The sequence below is a fragment of the Xanthomonas sp. DAR 34887 genome, from assembly GCF_041245805.1.
In the GTDB taxonomy this organism is placed as follows: Bacteria; Pseudomonadota; Gammaproteobacteria; order Xanthomonadales; family Xanthomonadaceae; genus Xanthomonas_A; species Xanthomonas_A tesorieronis.
On sequence record NZ_CP162490.1, the window covers coordinates 4088341 to 4104007 of the forward strand.

Consider the following 15667-nt stretch of genomic DNA (forward strand, 5'->3'; position numbering starts at 1 on the left):
GGCGATCTGCCGGGTCGGCCTGGCAGGATGTGCATGGCGTTTTCGGGAACGGACGACGCCTACGGGAAACCGAATCGATGTCGGGCGCAGTCTGCGCTACGCCCGGGTCGGCGCCCGCCAGTAATCTCGGCGGGCGCGAGAAACGCCAGGGCTCAGCCCAGCCGCACCAGCCAGCCGTGGCGGTCGGCCACGCGGCCGTACTGGATGTCGGTCAGTTCCTGGCGCAGCGACAGGGTCACCGGGCCGGCCGGCGCAGCCAGGTCGCCGACCTCGAAATCCTTGCCCTTGAGCTGGCCGATCGGCGTCACCACCGCCGCGGTGCCGCAGGCGAAGACCTCCGCGATCGCGCCGGAAGCCACGCCGTCGCGCCACTCGTCGATGGTCACCTGGCGCTCGACCACCTGCATGCCGCGATCGCGCGCCAACTGCAGGATGCTGTCGCGGGTGATGCCCTCCAGGATGCTGCCCGACAGCGCCGGCGTGACCAGGCTGCCGTCGCGCATCACCAGGAACACGTTCATGCCGCCCAGCTCTTCCAGGTATTTGCCCTCGACCGGATCCAGGAACAACACCTGCGAGCAGCCCTGGGCCTGCGCCTGCTGCTGCGGCAGCAGCGAGGCGGCGTAGTTGCCGCCGCACTTGGCCGCGCCGGTGCCGCCCTTGGCCGCGCGCGCATAGTCGGTGGACAGCCAGATCGCCACCGGCGCCACACCCTTGGCGAAGTAGGCTCCGGCCGGGCTGGCGATGACGTAGTAGCCGGCCTTCTGTGCCGCGCGCACGCCCAGGAACGCCTCGTTGGCGATCATGAAGGGGCGGAAATACAGGCTCGTCTCCGGCGCCGACGGCACCCACGCGGCATCGACCGCGATCAGCTGGCGCAGCGATTCGACGAACAGCTCCACCGGCAGCTCCGGCAGCGCCAGGCGCTGCGCCGAGCGCTGCAGGCGCTTGCCGTTGGCCTCCGGGCGGAAGGTCCAGATCGAACCGTCGGCATGGCGGTAGGCCTTGATGCCCTCGAAGATCTCCTGCCCGTAGTGCAGCACCGAGGCGGCCGGATCCAGCGCCAGCGGGCCGTAGGCGCGGACCTGGGCGTCGTGCCAGCCCTGCTCGCGGTCCCACTCGATGGCGACCATGTGGTCGGTGAAATAGTTGCCGAAGCCCGGCGCGCCGAGGATCTGCGCGCGCGCCTCGGCGCTGCGTGCGGTCGTGGACGGGATCAGGCGGAACTGCGAAGACGGCTCGGTAGCGGACACCGGGGTTTCCTGTGGTAGTCGAGGGACGGTCGTGCCGCTGCGTCATCGAGTGCAGCGGCGGCGCCTGGTCCGGACCCGGGTCGCGCAGTCGTGCGCGGGTCAGAGCATGCCGGTTTCCAGACGCGCGGCCTCGGACATCATATGCCGGCCCCACGGCGGATCGAACACCAGTTCGACATCGGCCTCGGCGATGGTCGGGATCAACTCCAGCTTGCTGCGCACGTCGTCGACCAGGATCTCGCCCATGCCGCAGCCCGGCGCGGTCAGGGTCATCTTCACCTCGACCGTGCGCTGGCCATCGTCGCGATGCTGCACGCCGACCTCGTAGACCAGGCCCAGGTCGACGATGTTGAACGGGATCTCCGGATCGAAGCAGGTACGCAGCTGTTGCCAGATCAGCGCCTCAACCTGTTCGTCGCTGGCGTCTTCGGGCAGGTCCAGGCCCGGCGGCGGCTCCTTGCCGATGGCGTCGCCGTCCTTGCCGGCGATGCGGAACAGGTTGCCTTCCACGAACACCGTATAGCTGCCGCCCAGCGCCTGGGTGATGTAGCCGTAGCTGCCGGCCGGCAGGGTCACCGCGTCGCCTTGCGGCACCATCACCGCCGCGCAATCGCGTTCGAATTGGACAGGTTCGCTGCTGCGTGAGTACATGGGGGCGATATGGGGGCTGGCCCCGCCGGTGCAAGTCGTCCAGTTTATCCGAGTGCGCGGGGTACGCGGCGAAGGGTATCCTGTGCGGATTCTCCGGGAACCTCGCATGTCGCCCTCTTCCACGCCGGCCAGGACGTCGCACTGGCTATGGCCCTTGCTGCTCTGCCTGGGCTGTATCACCGCCCTGATCGCCTGGATGCTGGTCGCGCTGAGCCTGGGCCACCAATCCGGCTGGATGGCGGTGCTGGTGGCGCTGGAGGTCGCCTGGATGCTGCGCCTGGGCACGCTGCCGCGCGGCAAGCTGCGCATCGTCGTGGCGGTGCTCGCCACCGCGCTGGTGATCGTCGCCGCCAACTGGGGCATCGCCGCCGCGCACGTGGGCGCCTGGCTGGGCCTGGATACCTGGGATTCGTCGCTGAAGCTGGGCGCGCGCTACGCCTGGACGCTGAGCGTGCTGGCCAATCGCCCCGGCGACGTGCTGTGGCTGGGCATCGGCCTGATCGTGGCCTATTTCAGCGCGCGTTGAGGCAGTGGTCGCGGCCGAAGCCGCTCCCTGCCCCGGCTGCAGGAGCGGCTTCAGCCGCGACAGAATCCACGGGCGCCGATCACCGGCGCCGCTTCAATGCCCGCCGTCCAGCGCCTTCAATTCGCTGACCAGCGCACCGGCCGCCTCGGCGCCGTCGCCGTACAGCATGCGCGTGTTGTCGGCGTAGAACAGCGCGTTCTCGATCCCGGCAAAGCCGGTGCCCTTGCCGCGCTTGATCACCACCACATTCTTGGAATCGACCACGTCCAGGATCGGCATGCCGTAGATCGGGCTGGCCGGATCGGTCTTGGCCACCGGATTGACCACGTCGTTGGCGCCGATCACCAGCGACACGTCGGTGCTGGGAAACTCGGGATTGATGTCGTCCATGTCGGCGATCAGGTCGTAGGGCACGCCGGCTTCGGCCAGCAGCACGTTCATGTGCCCGGGCATGCGCCCGGCCACCGGGTGGATCGCGAACTTGACCTTGACCCCGCGCTCGATCAGCCGCTGCGCCAGCTCCCAGATCTTGTGCTGGGCCTGCGCCACCGCCATGCCGTAGCCGGGCACGATCACCACGCGTTCGGCATAGGCCATCATCGCCGCCACGTCGCCGGCCTCGATCGGCTTCTGCGCGCCGCTGATCTCCTGCGCCTGCCCGCCGCCGCCGAAATTGGAGAACAGCACGCCGCTGATCGGCCGGTTCATCGCCTTGGCCATCAGCCGGGTCAGCAGGATGCCGGCCGCGCCGACCATCATGCCGGCGATGATCAGCGCCTCGTTGCCGAGCACGTAGCCCTCGAAGGCCACCGCCAGACCGGTGAAGGCGTTGTACAGCGAGATCACCACCGGCATGTCGGCGCCGCCGATCGGCAGCGTCATCAGCACGCCCAGCGCCAGCGCGACCGCGAAGAACGCGACGATCGCCACCGGGCTGAGCCCGATCGCGGCCCAGGCGCCCAGGCCCAGCATCGCCACGAACACCAGCAGGTTGAACGCCTGCTGGCCGGGGAAGGTGACGCGCTTGTCCAGCCGCCCGTCGAGCTTGGCCCAGGCGATGATCGAGCCGGACAGCGAGATCGCGCCGATCGCCGAGCCGACGATCGCCAGCGCCAGCGTGGTCGCGTCGGGCTGGCGCGCGGCCAGCGCGGCGATCGCGCTCTCGCTCCAGTGCGAGGTGTCGCGGTGCGCCAGGAACGAAAAGCGCAGCAGTTCCACCGCGCCGATCGCCGCGGCCGAGCCGCCGCCCATGCCGTTGTACAGCGCGACCATCTGCGGCATGTCGGTGATGGCGACCTTCTTGGCCGAGATCCAGGCCGCGCCAGTGCCGATCACGATCGCCAGCAGGATCAGGGTCAGGTTGTGCAGGCCGGGCAGCAGGAACGTCGCCGCGGTCGCCAGCAGCATGCCGAAGCCGGCCCAATGGATGCCGCTGCGCGCGGTCTTGGGCGAGGCCATGCGCTGCAGGCCGAGCAGGAACAGGGTGGCGGCCACCAGGTAGCTGGCCTTGACCAGCCAGGACAACGCCTCGGCGGTGGTCAGGGTCACGGCTTGGACTCCGGCTTCTTGCTGGACTTGAACATTTCCAGCATGCGCTCGGTGACCACGTAGCCGCCGGCGGCGTTGCCGGCGCCGAGCAGCACCGCGAGGAAGCCGACCGCCTTCTCCAGCGTGGTGTCGGCGTGGCCGAGCACCACCATCGCGCCGATCAGCACGATGCCGTGGATGAAGTTGGAACCGGACATCAGCGGGGTGTGCAGGATCACCGGCACCCGCGAGATGATCACATGCCCGGCGATGGCCGCCAGCATGAAGATGTACAAGGCCACGAAACCGTCGCTCATTCCGCTTCTCCCGGGCGCCGCGCCCGACCGTCGCAATCATAACCGCGTGCTGAATCCGTGGGCGACCGGTGCGCCTGGCCAGTGCAGGCGTCCGCACGGCGTTCGGCGCGGCACGCCGGCGCTGCAACCGGTGCCGCCGCGCCGATAGCGCGGCGTCGGGCACGCTTCCGTGCTGCGGCCCGGTCAACCCCGGCGGCGGCGATGCGTTATCCACGGCATCCCCGCGTCAGGAAGCTAAGCTGTGCTGGTGAGCACGCCCGCCCTAGAACCCCCGACGACCGACCTCGACAGCGATGGCGCCGCGCGTCCGCTGCCGGCGTCGCTGGACGCGTTCTTGGCCGAGATCGGCCCGCGCGCGTTCCGCTTCGCCGAGGCCGGGCTGCGCCAGCGCGAGGATGCGCTGGACGCGGTGCAGGACGCGATGATCAAGCTGCTCGCCTACCGCGAGCGGCCGGCGCAGGAATGGACGCCGCTGTTCTGGAGCATCCTGCGCAGGCGCATCATCGACCTGCAGCGTCGCCGCGGCTTCCGCCTGCGCTTCTGGGCGCCGGCCAGCGAGTACGGCGAGGACAGCCAGCCGGACTGGGCCGACGAAGGCCCGACGCCGCCGCAGCGCCACGAGCAGCGGCAGACGCACGCGCGGCTGGTCACCGCGTTGCGCACGCTGCCGGCGCGGCAGCGCGAGGCCTTCACCCTGCGCGTGCTCGAGGAGCTGGACGTGGCCACCACCGCACGCGCGATGGGCTGCTCCGAAGGCTCGGTCAAGACCCATCTGTCGCGCGCCCGCGAGGCGTTGCAGAAACTTCTGGAGGACGTCCGGTGAAACCCGACACCACACAATCGGCCGCGTTCGACGCGCAGATGCGCCGCGCGCACCAGGCCTCGCTGCAGGCGTTGCCGGCAGCGACCCTGGCGCGGCTGCGCGCCGCGCGCCACGGCGCCAGCCGCGCCCACGCTGCGCCGGCGCGGCGCTGGGGCTGGCTGCTGGCGGCGGCGCCGGCCCTGCTCGGCGCCACCTTCGGCGTGCATCTGCTGCTGCGCCCGGCGCTGCCGGTCGCGGTCCAGGCGGCGAGCGTCGCCGGCGTTCCCGCCGCGGCCGCGGCGTCGGCGAGCGTCGCCGCGCAAGGCGACAACGACGACGCCGTGGCCGGCCTGCTCGACGAAAACCCCGACCTGTACCTGTGGCTGGGTTCCGATACTTCGCTGGCGATGGAATGAACACGATGAAGCGCCTGATCCGCCTCTCCCTGGCACTGGCCCTGCTGGCCGGCACCGCTCCGTTGGTGGCGTTCGCCGCGCCGCCACCGCCGCCGGCGGATGCCGACGCCGATGCGGGTCCGCCGCTGCCGGACTGGGAGCACCTGAGCCCGCAGCAGCGCGAGCTGCTGATCGCGCCGATGCGCCAGCGCTGGAACGACGCGCCGCAGCAGCGGCGCAGGATGTTCGAACACGCACAGCGCTGGCAGAGCATGACCCCCGAGCAGCGCGAACGCGCGCGCAAGGGCGCACGCCGCTACGAGGACATGAGCCCACAGCAGCGCGAAGAAGCGCGGGTGCTGTTCGAACATCTGCGCGCACTGCCGCCGGAGCAACGCAAGGCGCTGCGCGATCGTTGGGAAGCGATGACCCCGCAGCAGCGCGACGCCTGGATCAAGGCCAACGCCGGCCCGGACACCAAGCCTGGGCCGGGTTCGAGGTGACCCTGTCGCAAACGCGCCAAGGCGGCTGCAGGATTTTTCGACGCCGTCCAGACGCGATCGCCGCGGCCGCAGACTGATCGCGGGATCGATCGCGTGACAAGAACGACGAGCGAACAAGGCTGCGGTCGATCGAATCGGCCGCCATAAACCGGACGGCAGCGCGCATCGCCCAAGTCGAAAAATGCTGAAGCAGGTCGACCCGGAAGCTTCACTCGGGGATCGGCAGCTGGCGGCCTGTTGTGGGAGCGACTTCAGTCGCGACGTGCTTTACCGGTACGCCCGTTGCGACTGAGGCGTACCTCCAACAACTTCAGTCCGGATGCCGCACGTGCGCGTGTCGATGGCTTGGCGTTTTTCCTGTCGCGGCTGAAGCCGCTCCTACAAGAGCGCGACACGCATGCTGTAGGAGCGGCTTCAGCCGCGACAGGAGGACGAAGTGGCCGTGATGCCAAGGCCGCCATGGGAAACCCGCACGCAACGCCACCGCACCCCATCCTGGTGCGGCTCTGGTACTTCACGGCATCTCGAGCGGGGATCTGCAAGGGACGCATCGGCGACTCGCAAATGCATCGACATGTTTCGGGGGATTACTAGAGCGCTCCGAAGTCGCTCCCGCAGGTCGCCTGCTGCCTGCGGCACCGCCAACTCCGACAGCGCCCCCAATAGCCCGCGTGCGGCTGACACTGCCGCGATCAAAATGCCGCGATCAACCCGTCCAGCGCGTCTTGCTCAGCAACTCGTCGTCCCAGTCGTAGGCGATCGCGCCGTCCTTCAGGAACAGCGCGACGAAGTTGTAGACGTTGCGCGCATACATCTCGCTGGCGTGCACCGCGCCCATGCTGGCCAGGTCGAGCGGGCCGGCGACGATCACGCCGGCGTGTTCGATGGTGTCGCCGGGGCGGGTCAGTTCGCAGTTGCCGCCGGTCTCGGCGGCCAGGTCCACCACCACGCTGCCAGGCTTCATGCCCTCGACCATCGCCGCGCTGAGGATCTTCGGCGCCGGCCGCCCGGGCACCGCGGCGGTGCAGACCACCACGTCGATGCCTTTCAGGTGCTCGGCCAGGCGCCGCTGCTGCTCGGCGCGCTCCTCTTCGGTCAGCTGCCGCGCATAGCCGCCCTCGCCCGCCGCGCTGACCCCCAGGTCGAGGAACTTGCCGCCCAGCGATTCGATCTGCTCGCGCGTCTCCGGGCGCACGTCGAAGCCTTCGACCTGCGCGCCCAGGCGCTTGGCGGTGGCGATGGCCTGCAGGCCGGCGACGCCGGCGCCGACGATCAGCACCTTGGACGGGCGGATGGTGCCGGCGGCGGTGGTCAGCATCGGGAAGAAGCGCGGCGCCAGCTGCGCGGCGATCAGGGTGGCCTTGTAGCCGGCCATGCCGGCCTGCGAGCTGAGCACGTCCATCGCCTGGGCGCGGGTGGTGCGCGGCAACCGCTCCAGCGGGAACGCGACCAGCTCGCGCGCCTGCATCGCCTCGGCGCGCGCCGGGTCGGCCTGCGGCTGCAGGATGCCGACCACGCCGGCGGCGGGCTTGAGCTGGCTCAGCGCGGCGACCGGCAGCGGCTGTACGCACAGCACCAGATCGGCCTGCGCCGGGGTCGCCGCATCGGCGAGCTGCGCGCCGGCCGCAAGATAGGCCGCATCGACGAAACCGGCGGACACGCCGGCACCAGGTTCGACATGCACCTGCGCGCCGAGCGCAACCAGCTTCTTCACCGTCTCCGGCGTCGCCGCCACGCGGCGTTCGCCGTGCGCCGACTCCTTCACCACCAGCACCTGCACTGCCATGCGATTCCCCGTGCGTTGCCCGCCTAGTCGGCGCCGATGCTACAGGGTCCGCGCGGCGATGGCAGCGCCGGGCGCGCGGTCCGGCGGCGGCTTTTGCAGGAGCGGCTTCAGCCGCGACGGCATTCCCGAGAAAGCGCGGCCGCGGCTGAGGCCGCTCCTACCAGGGCATGCATAGCGCACGCGGCGGCCGGCACGGCGGCGAGGCAGCCTCGCCGCCTGCCCACGGCGCTCAATGCAGCGTCGCGTTCTGCGGATCGAGCCGGTCGATAACGCCTTGCATCGCGCTGTCGAAGGCGCCGTCGTTGATGTGGCTGCGCAGCCGGCCCAGCCGCACCATCACCGCCAGTTCTTCCGGCGAGGCCACGCAGAAGCGCACGCCACGGCGGTTGACGAACAGCAGCCGCGCCGAGATCGGGCTCACCCACGACAGCTTGCCGGTCTGCACCTTGCCGTCGCGATCGATGAAATCCAGCCAAGTGCCGATCGCCATCTTGCGGAAGCGGTCGGCGTCGGCGTTGTCGAAGTCGTCCACGGTTTCCGGCGGGGTCAGTTCCACCGGCTGCGCCTCCTGCACCGGCGGCTGCGGCAGCGCGACCTGCGGCAGTTCCGGCAGCGGGCGCTCCAGTTCCGGGCGCAGTTCGGCGACCGCCTGCAGCGTGTCGTGGAGCACGTTGATCGCCGCGGCGGCGGCCTCGGCATGCAGGCCCACGCTGGCGAAGACCTTGGTCAGCGCGCCCTGCCAGGCCTGCAGCCAGGGCTTGCCGACGATGTGCCGCTGTGCCTCGGCCGCTTCCTCGAGCAGGCCGTCGGCCAACGCCAGCGCATCGCGCACACCGGCGCCGTCCTCGCCCTCGCGCAGCACCGCCATGGTCAGGTGGTGCTGCCACGGCTGGCGCAGGAAGTCGTCCAGCGTCTGCGGCAGTTGCCGGCCCTGCAAGCGCACCTGCAGTTCGGCCTCGGCGCGCTGCCGCGCCAGCTCCAGCTTTTCCTGGCCGCGCTGGGTCTCGGCGGCGCGGCGCTCGGCGATCTCGATCCGGCGCCGGTGCTGGGCCAGGAAATCGCGGAACTCCTCTTCCAGGGTCAGGAAGATCGCCAGGTTCTCGTTGAACTCGGCGACCAGCCGCTCGATGATCTCCTCGACCTTGCCCATCAGCACGCGCTCGGCCGGGCTCTCGCCGGTATTGCCTTCGCAGGCCTCGGCCAGCGAGTTGAGCAGGCGCCGCGCCGGGTGGGTCTTCTGCACGAACATGCGCCGGTCCAGCAGCGCGACCTTGACGAACGGCACCACCAGGCGCCCGATCAGCTCGCGCGAGCGCCCTTCTAGGTCGCGCTCGTCCAACATCACGTCGAACAGCATGCCGACCAGGTCGATCGCGTCCTCGTCCACCGGGTCCAGCCGCGCATGCGCCGGGTCCACGCCGAACTGGGTGGCGTTGGACAGCACCTCGCTCTTGAGCCGCTGCGCCAGCGATTCGCCGTCGTCGCCGATCGCCGCGCGCAGCGTGGCGCTGGGCGTGGCCTGCAGCAGCGACAGCACCGAGATCATCTCGCGCTGGCTCAACGAGCGCTGTTGCCCGACCGCGGCAGTGGCCGCGGCGGTGGCGTTCTCGCGCACGCTGCGGGTCTGCTGCAGCAGTTCGTGCAGCGCCTCCAGCAGCACGCCCTGGCTGCCGCCAGGCAGGTTGGCGCCAGCGTCGGCATAGCCGTCGGCGGCCTGCAGGCGGCCGCGGCTTTCGGCCCAGCGGTCGACGAAGCGGCTGGCCCAGGCCGGCGCGTACTGCTCGTCGTACTCGCCCGACTCGCCGGCAACGCCGCCGTCCTCGCCGAATCCTGGATTGTCGCCGCGTGCCTGGCGCTCTTCCTGCGGCGCCGCGCGCCGCGGCGGCGGCGGACGCGGCCGCGAGATTTCCGGCATCACGCCGGCCCGCGCCAGGCTGTCGTCCAGCTCCTGGTAGAGCTTGCCGATGCCGCCGGTGAGGTCGCGCTCGCACAGCTTGATCAGCACCAGCCGCACTTCGGGCGCGAAATCGCTGGTGGAGAACGCGGCATGCACCGCCACGCCGATGTGTTCGGGGCCGACCGGATTGGTGTCGGCGTCCAGTTCCAGGCCGCCGGCGATCCAGCCCAGGCGGCGGTCGATGCGGCTGAGCACCGGTTTCCATTCGCGCAGCAGCACGCTGGCCAGGTTGCGCACCGCCAGCCGCGATTCCAGTTCATGTTCGGACACCAGGCTCAGGCCCTGGCCGTAACCGGCCAGCGCCACTTCGGCCGACAGCGGCGCGCCGGCGTCCAGCGCCTGCCAGGCCTGGTCCAGTTGCGCACGGAAGCGCACGGCGATTTCGTCGCGGCGGCGGCGCAGCTCGCGCATGCCGTCCAGGAACAGCAGCTGCGAGGCGCCGGCGCCCTCCGCGCGATCGAACAGGACATCGTCGAAATGCGCCAGCGCGGCGGCGAACGCCTGCCCCAGCACCGGCAGCATGCCGTCGCGCGCCTGCATCAACAGATGCGGGTCGCGCGCGGGATGTGCATGCGGCGAGCTGGGGCTGAAACTCATGCGCGAAGGCTCCGCGCCGGGAGCGGCGCAAGGAAAAGAGTAAAAGGAAGTCGAACGGACGCGGCCCCTGTTTCCGCCTCTGCATGGTAGGCAAGGTACCTGAACAGCAACCGTGACGCGCTACACATTTTACGCTCCGAACGTGACCTCGTCCGTCATCCTAGGCGGTCTTTGCGTAACGCCACCTGCAAGACCGTGCGAAACGCCGCCTATCGCAGTGCGTTCAGGCCGCGACCGCGACTCGGTCCAACCGGTCCACCGCACCCTGCATCGCGCTGTAGAACGCATCGTCGTCGCGATGCAGGCGCAAGCGATCCAGCTGCACCATCATCGCCAGCGCTTCCGGCGAGGCGACGCACAGGCGGCCGCCGCGCCGGTTGACGAACATCAGCCGCGACGAGATCGGGCTGACCCAGGACAATTTGCCCGGCTGCACGCGCCCTTCGCGATCGACGAAGTCCAGCCAGGTTCCCATCGCCAGGGTGCGGAAATACTCGGCGGTGGCGTGGTCGAAATCGGTCGCCTGCGCCGGCTCGGGCAACGCCGGCACGGCCTCGGCGGCCGGCGTTTCGGGAGCCACCATCGCCGGCGCTGGTGCCGGCGCCTGCAGCGGACGCGCATGCGCCACATCGTCCAGCGCCGCCTGCAGGCCGAGCCAGGCGGCCTCGGCGGCGGCCGCGTCCAGGCCGACGCTGGTCCACAGCCGCAGCAGTTCGGCGCGCTGCGGCTGCAGCCAGCCGCCCGCCGGCACGCCGCTGCCGGCCTGCGCCTGGCGACATTGCGCCAGCACCGCATCGCCGAGCGCCAGCGCCGCGCTCACCGCTGCGCCATGGCCGTCGTCGCGCAGCGCCGACTGCTGCACGTATTGGCACCACGGCTGGCGCAGGAAGGTGTCGATCGGCGCCGGCAAGGCCATTCCGTCCGCAGCGCCCTGCACGCGTTCCTCCACGGCCTGTGCGGCCAGGCGCCGCGCCTTGTCGCGGCGCTCCTCGGCGCGCTGCAGCTCGGCCGCACGGCGCTCGGCGATCTCCACCCGGCGCCGGTACTGCTCGTAGGCGCTGGCGAATTCCGCCTCCAGGGTCAGGAACACCGCCAGGTGCTCGTCGAACTCGCTCACCACCCGCTCCACCACCGCCTGCGCCTGCGCCTGCAGCACCTGCTCGATCGCGCTCTCGCCGGCATTGCCGTCGCAGGCGTCGGCCAGCAGATTGAGCAGGCGCCGCGCCGGATGCCCGTCGCGCACGAACAGGCGGCCGTCGATCAGCGCCACCTTGGCCAGCGGCACCAGCATCTGTCCGAGCAGTTCGCGTTGCGCCGGTTGCAGCACGCACTCGTCGAGCATGACCTCGAACAGCAGGCCGACCAGGTCCAGCGTGTCCGCGTCGGCCGGCTCCAGGCGCGTGCTGGCCGGGTCCAGTCCCAGCGACGCGCCGGTCGCTACCACCTGCCGCCGCAGCCCCTGCGCCAGCGGTCCGCCGTGTTCGACGATCGCGGCGAAGCCGGCCAGCGGCGTGGTCTGCAGCAGCGACAGCACCGACAGCAGTTCGCGCGGCGACAGGCTGCGGCGCGCATCGTCGTCAGGGTCTGAGGCGACCGGCTGCGCTTCGTGCAGCAAGGCGCGCAGCGCCGGCGGCAGCACCTCCTGCTCGTCGCGGGCGTGCGCGTCCAGCACCCGCGCGGCGCGGCGCTGCGCGGCCGACAGCGGCGCGGCGGCATGCCAGCTCTCGAAGAACCGGGTGATCCAGTCGGGCGCCGCGTCGTCGCCGCTGGCGCCGTTGCGCGGGATCGCGCGGCGGCGGGCGCGCCCCTGCGGCAGCGAGCGCGCCCGCGCGACCTGGTCCAGGCGCTGCTCCAGCCGCGCGTACAGCTCGCCGACGCGCTCCTGCAGCTCCTGTTCGCAGATCTTGACGATCGCCAGTTGCACCTGCGGCGCCAGTACCAGTCCGTGCAGCGCCGCATACACCGCCGCACCGACGTGCTCGGGACCGAACGGGTTGTTGTCGGCATCGATACGCTGGCCGCCGGCGATGAAACCGAGGAACCGGTTGAGCCGCATCAGTTCCGGGCGCCAGCGGTGCTGGATCGCGCCGGCCAGGTTGCGCACGGCCAGGCGGACGTCCAGTTCCTGTTCGGAGACCAGGCTCAGATCGCCGCGCTCGCGTGCCAGGGTGCGCTCCACCGACAGCGGGCGACCGGCTTCCAGGGCCTGCCAGGCCTGCGCCAGGTGGCCGCGGAAGCGCGCCGCGATCGGCTCGCGCTGCTGCCGCAGCAGCTGGATCGCCTCGAAATAGTCGTTCTGCGTCGGCCCCGCGCGCTCGGCTATGCGGAACAGCGCATCGGCGAGCACGTCCAGCACCTCGCCGAACGCCCCGGCGAGCGGCACCGACACCACGTCCCGGACCTGATCGAGCAGGTCCGAGTTGCGGCTGGGCAGCAGCTCCTCGGCAAATTCGGCGATTGTCATGGCAGAGTGATACGCAAGCGCAAGTGAGACCGATGTCAATTCGGAAGTTAGCGGCAGATCGAGGATGAAGCTTGACTCTCCGTGTAACCGCGGCATCCGCTGCCGCTTTTGGGCACGCGACTATAATCCGGCGCCCGCCCCACGGAATCGAGACTATGCGCACACTTCATTCGCTGCAAGCGCTGGATGAGCGCCGCTCGGTGCCATCCAAGCAATTGGGCGAGCCGGGACCCGACGCGGCGACCCTGCTGGCCATGCTGCGCTCGGCGGTGCGCGTGCCCGATCACGGCAAGCTGGTGCCGTTCCGGTTCCTGCGCATCGCCGGCCAGGCGCGCCTGGCGTTGGGCGACTTCCTGGCCGAGCGCACGCTGCAGCGCGACCCGGGGGCGCCGCCCGCCGCGGTGGAGAAGGATCGCGAACGCTTCGCGCACGCGCCGCTGGCGATCGCGGTGATCGCGCGGCTGCAGCGCGAGGCGAAAGTGCCGGAGATCGAGCAATGGCTGACCGCCGGCTCGGTCTGCTTCGCGCTGCTGCAGGCGGCGCAGGCCTACGGCTTCGGCGCGCAGTGGCTGACCGCCTGGATGGCTTACGACGACGCGGTGGCGGCGCGGCTGGGCCTGGCCGAGAACGAACGCATCGCCGGGTTCATCCATATCGGCACGCCGCGCATGCAGGTGCCGGAGCGCGAGCGTCCGGATCCGCAGCAGCTGCTGAGCGATTGGACGCCGTGAACGCAGCGGCACCGACGCGGCCGCTGTATCTGGTCGATGCCAGCCTGTACGTGTTCCGCGCCTGGCACTCGATCCCCGACGAGTTCCAGGACGCGCAGGGCTGGCCGACCAACGCGGTGCACGGCTTCGCCCGCTTCCTGCTCGACCTGCTCGAACGCGAGCGCCCGCAGCACATCGCGATCGCCTTCGACGAAGCGCTGGACAGCTGCTTCCGCAATCGCCTGTACCCGGCCTACAAGGCCAACCGCGCGCCGGCGCCGGACGCGCTGCGGCGCCAGTTCGCGCACTGCAAGGCGCTGTGCGCGGCGCTCGGCCTGGGCGTGTTGGCGCATCACGACTACGAGGCCGACGACCTGATCGGCAGCGCCCTGCACAGCATGCGCGGCGGCGGCTTCCACGGCGTGATCGTGTCCGCCGACAAGGACCTGTCGCAACTGCTGCTGCTCGATCTCGACCAACAGTGGGACTACGCGCGCGGCCAGCGCTGGGGCCTGGCCGGGGTCAAGGCGCGGCACGGCGTGCACGCGCACCAGATCGCCGACTACCTGGCGCTGACCGGCGACGCGATCGACAACATTCCCGGCGTCACCGGCATCGGCGCCAAGTCCGCGGCGATCCTGCTGGCGCATTTCGGCGACCTGGACACGCTGCTGGCGCGCATCGACGAAGTGGCGTTCCTGCGCCTGCGCGGCGCGGCACAGATGGCGGTGCGCCTGCGCGAGCAGCGCGAGCACGCACTGCTGTGGCGGCAACTGGCCACCATCGCCCTGGACGCGCCGCTGCACTCGGCCGCACCCGGCTTCGCCCGCGGCCAAGCCGACGCCGACATGCTGCACGGCCTGTGCGAAGCGCTGCGCTTCGGCCCGCTGACCCGACGCCGCCTGGTGCAGGCGGCGGGGTTGGCGGCGGTCGGCGAGTAGACCCCGAAGCCCAAAGCAGGCCCTGTCTAATAACAGGGCCTGCCGACCTCACTGCCTGGGCTGAACGCTCAGGCTCTGCGCGACGCTGTTTACGGTGGATGCTCTCATTTCCGGGTTGTTCTGCGAGAACGTGTTGAGCATCGCCGTGGCACGAGTGTCACCGCGCTGCTGTGCGGCCACCAGCGCGCCTGCCATGTACTCCGGGGCCCGATCCACGCCCAGCTCGTAGCGCGCACGTCCATCGAGATAGGCACCGAAGGGACTGGGATCGGACTGCGCCACCTTGGCCGCAAGCAAAATGGCGTCGAGCGCAGGACCGGTGCCGGAGCTGGAATCCTTGACCGCCGACGGCGCTGCACTCGCCGAGGTGATCGCCCGATCTGCATAGAGCATCTGTGCCTTGATGTTGCCCGAGCTCGCCATGGCTTTGAGCTCGCTATCCGTAAGCATCCTGCTCTCCAGAATCTCCGAGGGCAAAGGAATACCCAACGCGGCCATCCGCTTCAGCTCATCGGGCGAGGCGAACTCCAGCACGCCAGCATATTTCGCATTGAAAGATGCGACGTACTGGCGATCCTCTGCCGATAAGCTACCCAGATAAGTTTCCCAGCTCTGAGCCACTGGCACCTGCTCGTTCGGTTGAAGCGCGTAGCGACTAGGCACCTCGACGTTTTCCGCGCCAGGTACGATGGCACCCTTAGCCGGTGCCGTTGGGGACGCCGCCGGCTCTGACGCTTGCTGTTGCGTTGTCGGCTGCGGATTACACGCAGCAAGCACCAGTGCGATTGCTGTAGATGTAGAGGTTGCGCTGAATAGTGCTTTCACGATGTTCTCCTTAGAAGCAGCCGTTCGCGCGCATGTCCGCTGCAAATTGTGCACAGTTTCGTGACGCTGGACAGTTCCACGCTGCTGATCGGCGCCGCGCTGGCGGGCGTCGGCCTGATCTCGACCCACGAGGCCTGGATCGCCCACCATCTGGCGCAGGGCGACCTGGTCGCCGCGCTGGAGGACTGGTGTCCTCGATTCCCCGGGCTATGCCTCTACTACCCTGGCCACCGCCACGTCCCCGCCGCGCTGCGCGCCTTCATCGACGTACTGCGCGAGCACGACGCCGCGCATGCCTTCCCGGCGAAGCGGTAGCGTGCCGCTCATGGCGCCTGGCGCTCTGCCCTCAGCGAACACGGCACGCGGCGCGCGGCGCCATGGCATCGTCGCGACGTCGAAGGCCCTACACTTCG

The 15667-nt window shown here is 70.2% G+C and carries 15 protein-coding genes; 7 read left to right on the forward strand and 8 right to left on the reverse strand.

Going from position 1 to position 15667, the window contains the following annotated elements:
* Positions 1-152: 152 nt before the first annotated feature.
* Positions 153-1220 carry a branched-chain amino acid aminotransferase gene (locus AB3X08_RS17415; protein WP_369938561.1) on the reverse strand — a complete coding sequence of 356 codons (1068 nt, stop codon included), beginning with the start codon at positions 1218-1220 and terminating at the stop codon, positions 153-155.
* A 132-nt stretch (positions 1221-1352) separates the two neighbouring features.
* Positions 1353-1904, reverse strand: coding sequence for a putative Fe-S cluster assembly protein SufT (gene sufT / locus AB3X08_RS17420; protein ID WP_184411756.1), 552 nt, complete (start codon positions 1902-1904; stop codon positions 1353-1355).
* A 106-nt stretch (positions 1905-2010) separates the two neighbouring features.
* Between sufT and AB3X08_RS17425 the strand changes: the two genes are divergently transcribed.
* Entirely contained in the window at positions 2011-2430 is a 420-nt protein-coding gene (locus tag AB3X08_RS17425) for a hypothetical protein (RefSeq protein WP_369934024.1), read from the forward strand.
* A gap of 93 nt (positions 2431-2523) precedes the next feature.
* Here AB3X08_RS17425 and AB3X08_RS17430 read toward each other — a convergent pair whose 3' ends face one another.
* Together AB3X08_RS17430 and AB3X08_RS17435 are read right to left on the reverse strand one after the other, a co-directional pair.
* The gene (locus AB3X08_RS17430; RefSeq protein ID WP_369934025.1) at positions 2524-3978 is read right to left on the reverse strand and encodes an NAD(P)(+) transhydrogenase (Re/Si-specific) subunit beta; all 1455 of its coding nucleotides are present in this window, start codon (positions 3976-3978) and stop codon (positions 2524-2526) included.
* Entirely contained in the window at positions 3975-4274 is a 300-nt protein-coding gene (locus AB3X08_RS17435; RefSeq protein WP_185813769.1) for an NAD(P) transhydrogenase subunit alpha, read from the reverse strand. Before AB3X08_RS17435 ends, AB3X08_RS17430 begins: the two co-directional genes overlap by 4 nt.
* A 241-nt stretch (positions 4275-4515) precedes the next feature.
* Between AB3X08_RS17435 and AB3X08_RS17440 the strand changes: the two genes are divergently transcribed.
* Genes AB3X08_RS17440 through AB3X08_RS17450 form a run of 3 tightly spaced genes read left to right on the forward strand, consistent with a single transcriptional unit; the run spans position 4516 to position 5974 of the window.
* Positions 4516-5097 carry an RNA polymerase sigma factor gene (locus AB3X08_RS17440; RefSeq protein ID WP_369934026.1) on the forward strand — a complete coding sequence of 194 codons (582 nt, stop codon included), beginning with the start codon at positions 4516-4518 and terminating at the stop codon, positions 5095-5097.
* A 38-nt stretch (positions 5098-5135) separates the two neighbouring features.
* Positions 5136-5492 carry a hypothetical protein gene (locus tag AB3X08_RS17445; RefSeq protein WP_369938562.1) on the forward strand — a complete coding sequence of 119 codons (357 nt, stop codon included), beginning with the start codon at positions 5136-5138 and terminating at the stop codon, positions 5490-5492.
* 5 nt (positions 5493-5497) lie between these two features.
* Positions 5498-5974 (forward strand): DUF3106 domain-containing protein, encoded by a 477-nt coding sequence (locus tag AB3X08_RS17450; protein ID WP_369934027.1) that lies wholly within the window; start codon positions 5498-5500, stop codon positions 5972-5974.
* A gap of 706 nt (positions 5975-6680) precedes the next feature.
* Here the strand turns inward: AB3X08_RS17450 and AB3X08_RS17455 are convergent.
* From AB3X08_RS17455 to AB3X08_RS17465, 3 genes are all read right to left on the reverse strand, one after another.
* Positions 6681-7760, reverse strand: coding sequence for an NAD(P) transhydrogenase subunit alpha (locus AB3X08_RS17455; protein ID WP_369934028.1), 1080 nt, complete (start codon positions 7758-7760; stop codon positions 6681-6683).
* A 229-nt stretch (positions 7761-7989) separates the two neighbouring features.
* Complete coding sequence (locus AB3X08_RS17460; protein WP_369934029.1) at positions 7990-10314, reverse strand: DUF1631 domain-containing protein; 2325 nt, start codon at positions 10312-10314, stop codon at positions 7990-7992.
* A gap of 223 nt (positions 10315-10537) precedes the next feature.
* Entirely contained in the window at positions 10538-12778 is a 2241-nt protein-coding gene (locus AB3X08_RS17465) for a DUF1631 family protein (RefSeq protein WP_369934030.1), read from the reverse strand.
* Positions 12779-12933: 155 nt separating this feature from the next.
* Here AB3X08_RS17465 and AB3X08_RS17470 point away from each other — a divergent pair, with 155 nt between their 5' ends.
* Entirely contained in the window at positions 12934-13509 is a 576-nt protein-coding gene (locus AB3X08_RS17470; protein WP_184411765.1) for a nitroreductase family protein, read from the forward strand.
* The gene (locus AB3X08_RS17475) at positions 13506-14429 is read left to right on the forward strand and encodes a 5'-3' exonuclease (protein WP_369934031.1); all 924 of its coding nucleotides are present in this window, start codon (positions 13506-13508) and stop codon (positions 14427-14429) included. Before AB3X08_RS17470 ends, AB3X08_RS17475 begins: the two co-directional genes overlap by 4 nt.
* A gap of 48 nt (positions 14430-14477) precedes the next feature.
* Here AB3X08_RS17475 and AB3X08_RS17480 read toward each other — a convergent pair whose 3' ends face one another.
* Positions 14478-15254, reverse strand: coding sequence for a hypothetical protein (locus tag AB3X08_RS17480; protein ID WP_369934032.1), 777 nt, complete (start codon positions 15252-15254; stop codon positions 14478-14480).
* Between the two features lie 48 nt (positions 15255-15302).
* Between AB3X08_RS17480 and AB3X08_RS17485 the strand changes: the two genes are divergently transcribed.
* Positions 15303-15569: a LysR substrate-binding domain-containing protein gene (locus tag AB3X08_RS17485; RefSeq protein WP_369934033.1), complete on the forward strand. Its 267-nt coding sequence runs from the start codon at positions 15303-15305 to the stop codon at positions 15567-15569.
* Positions 15570-15667: the final 98 nt, after the last annotated feature.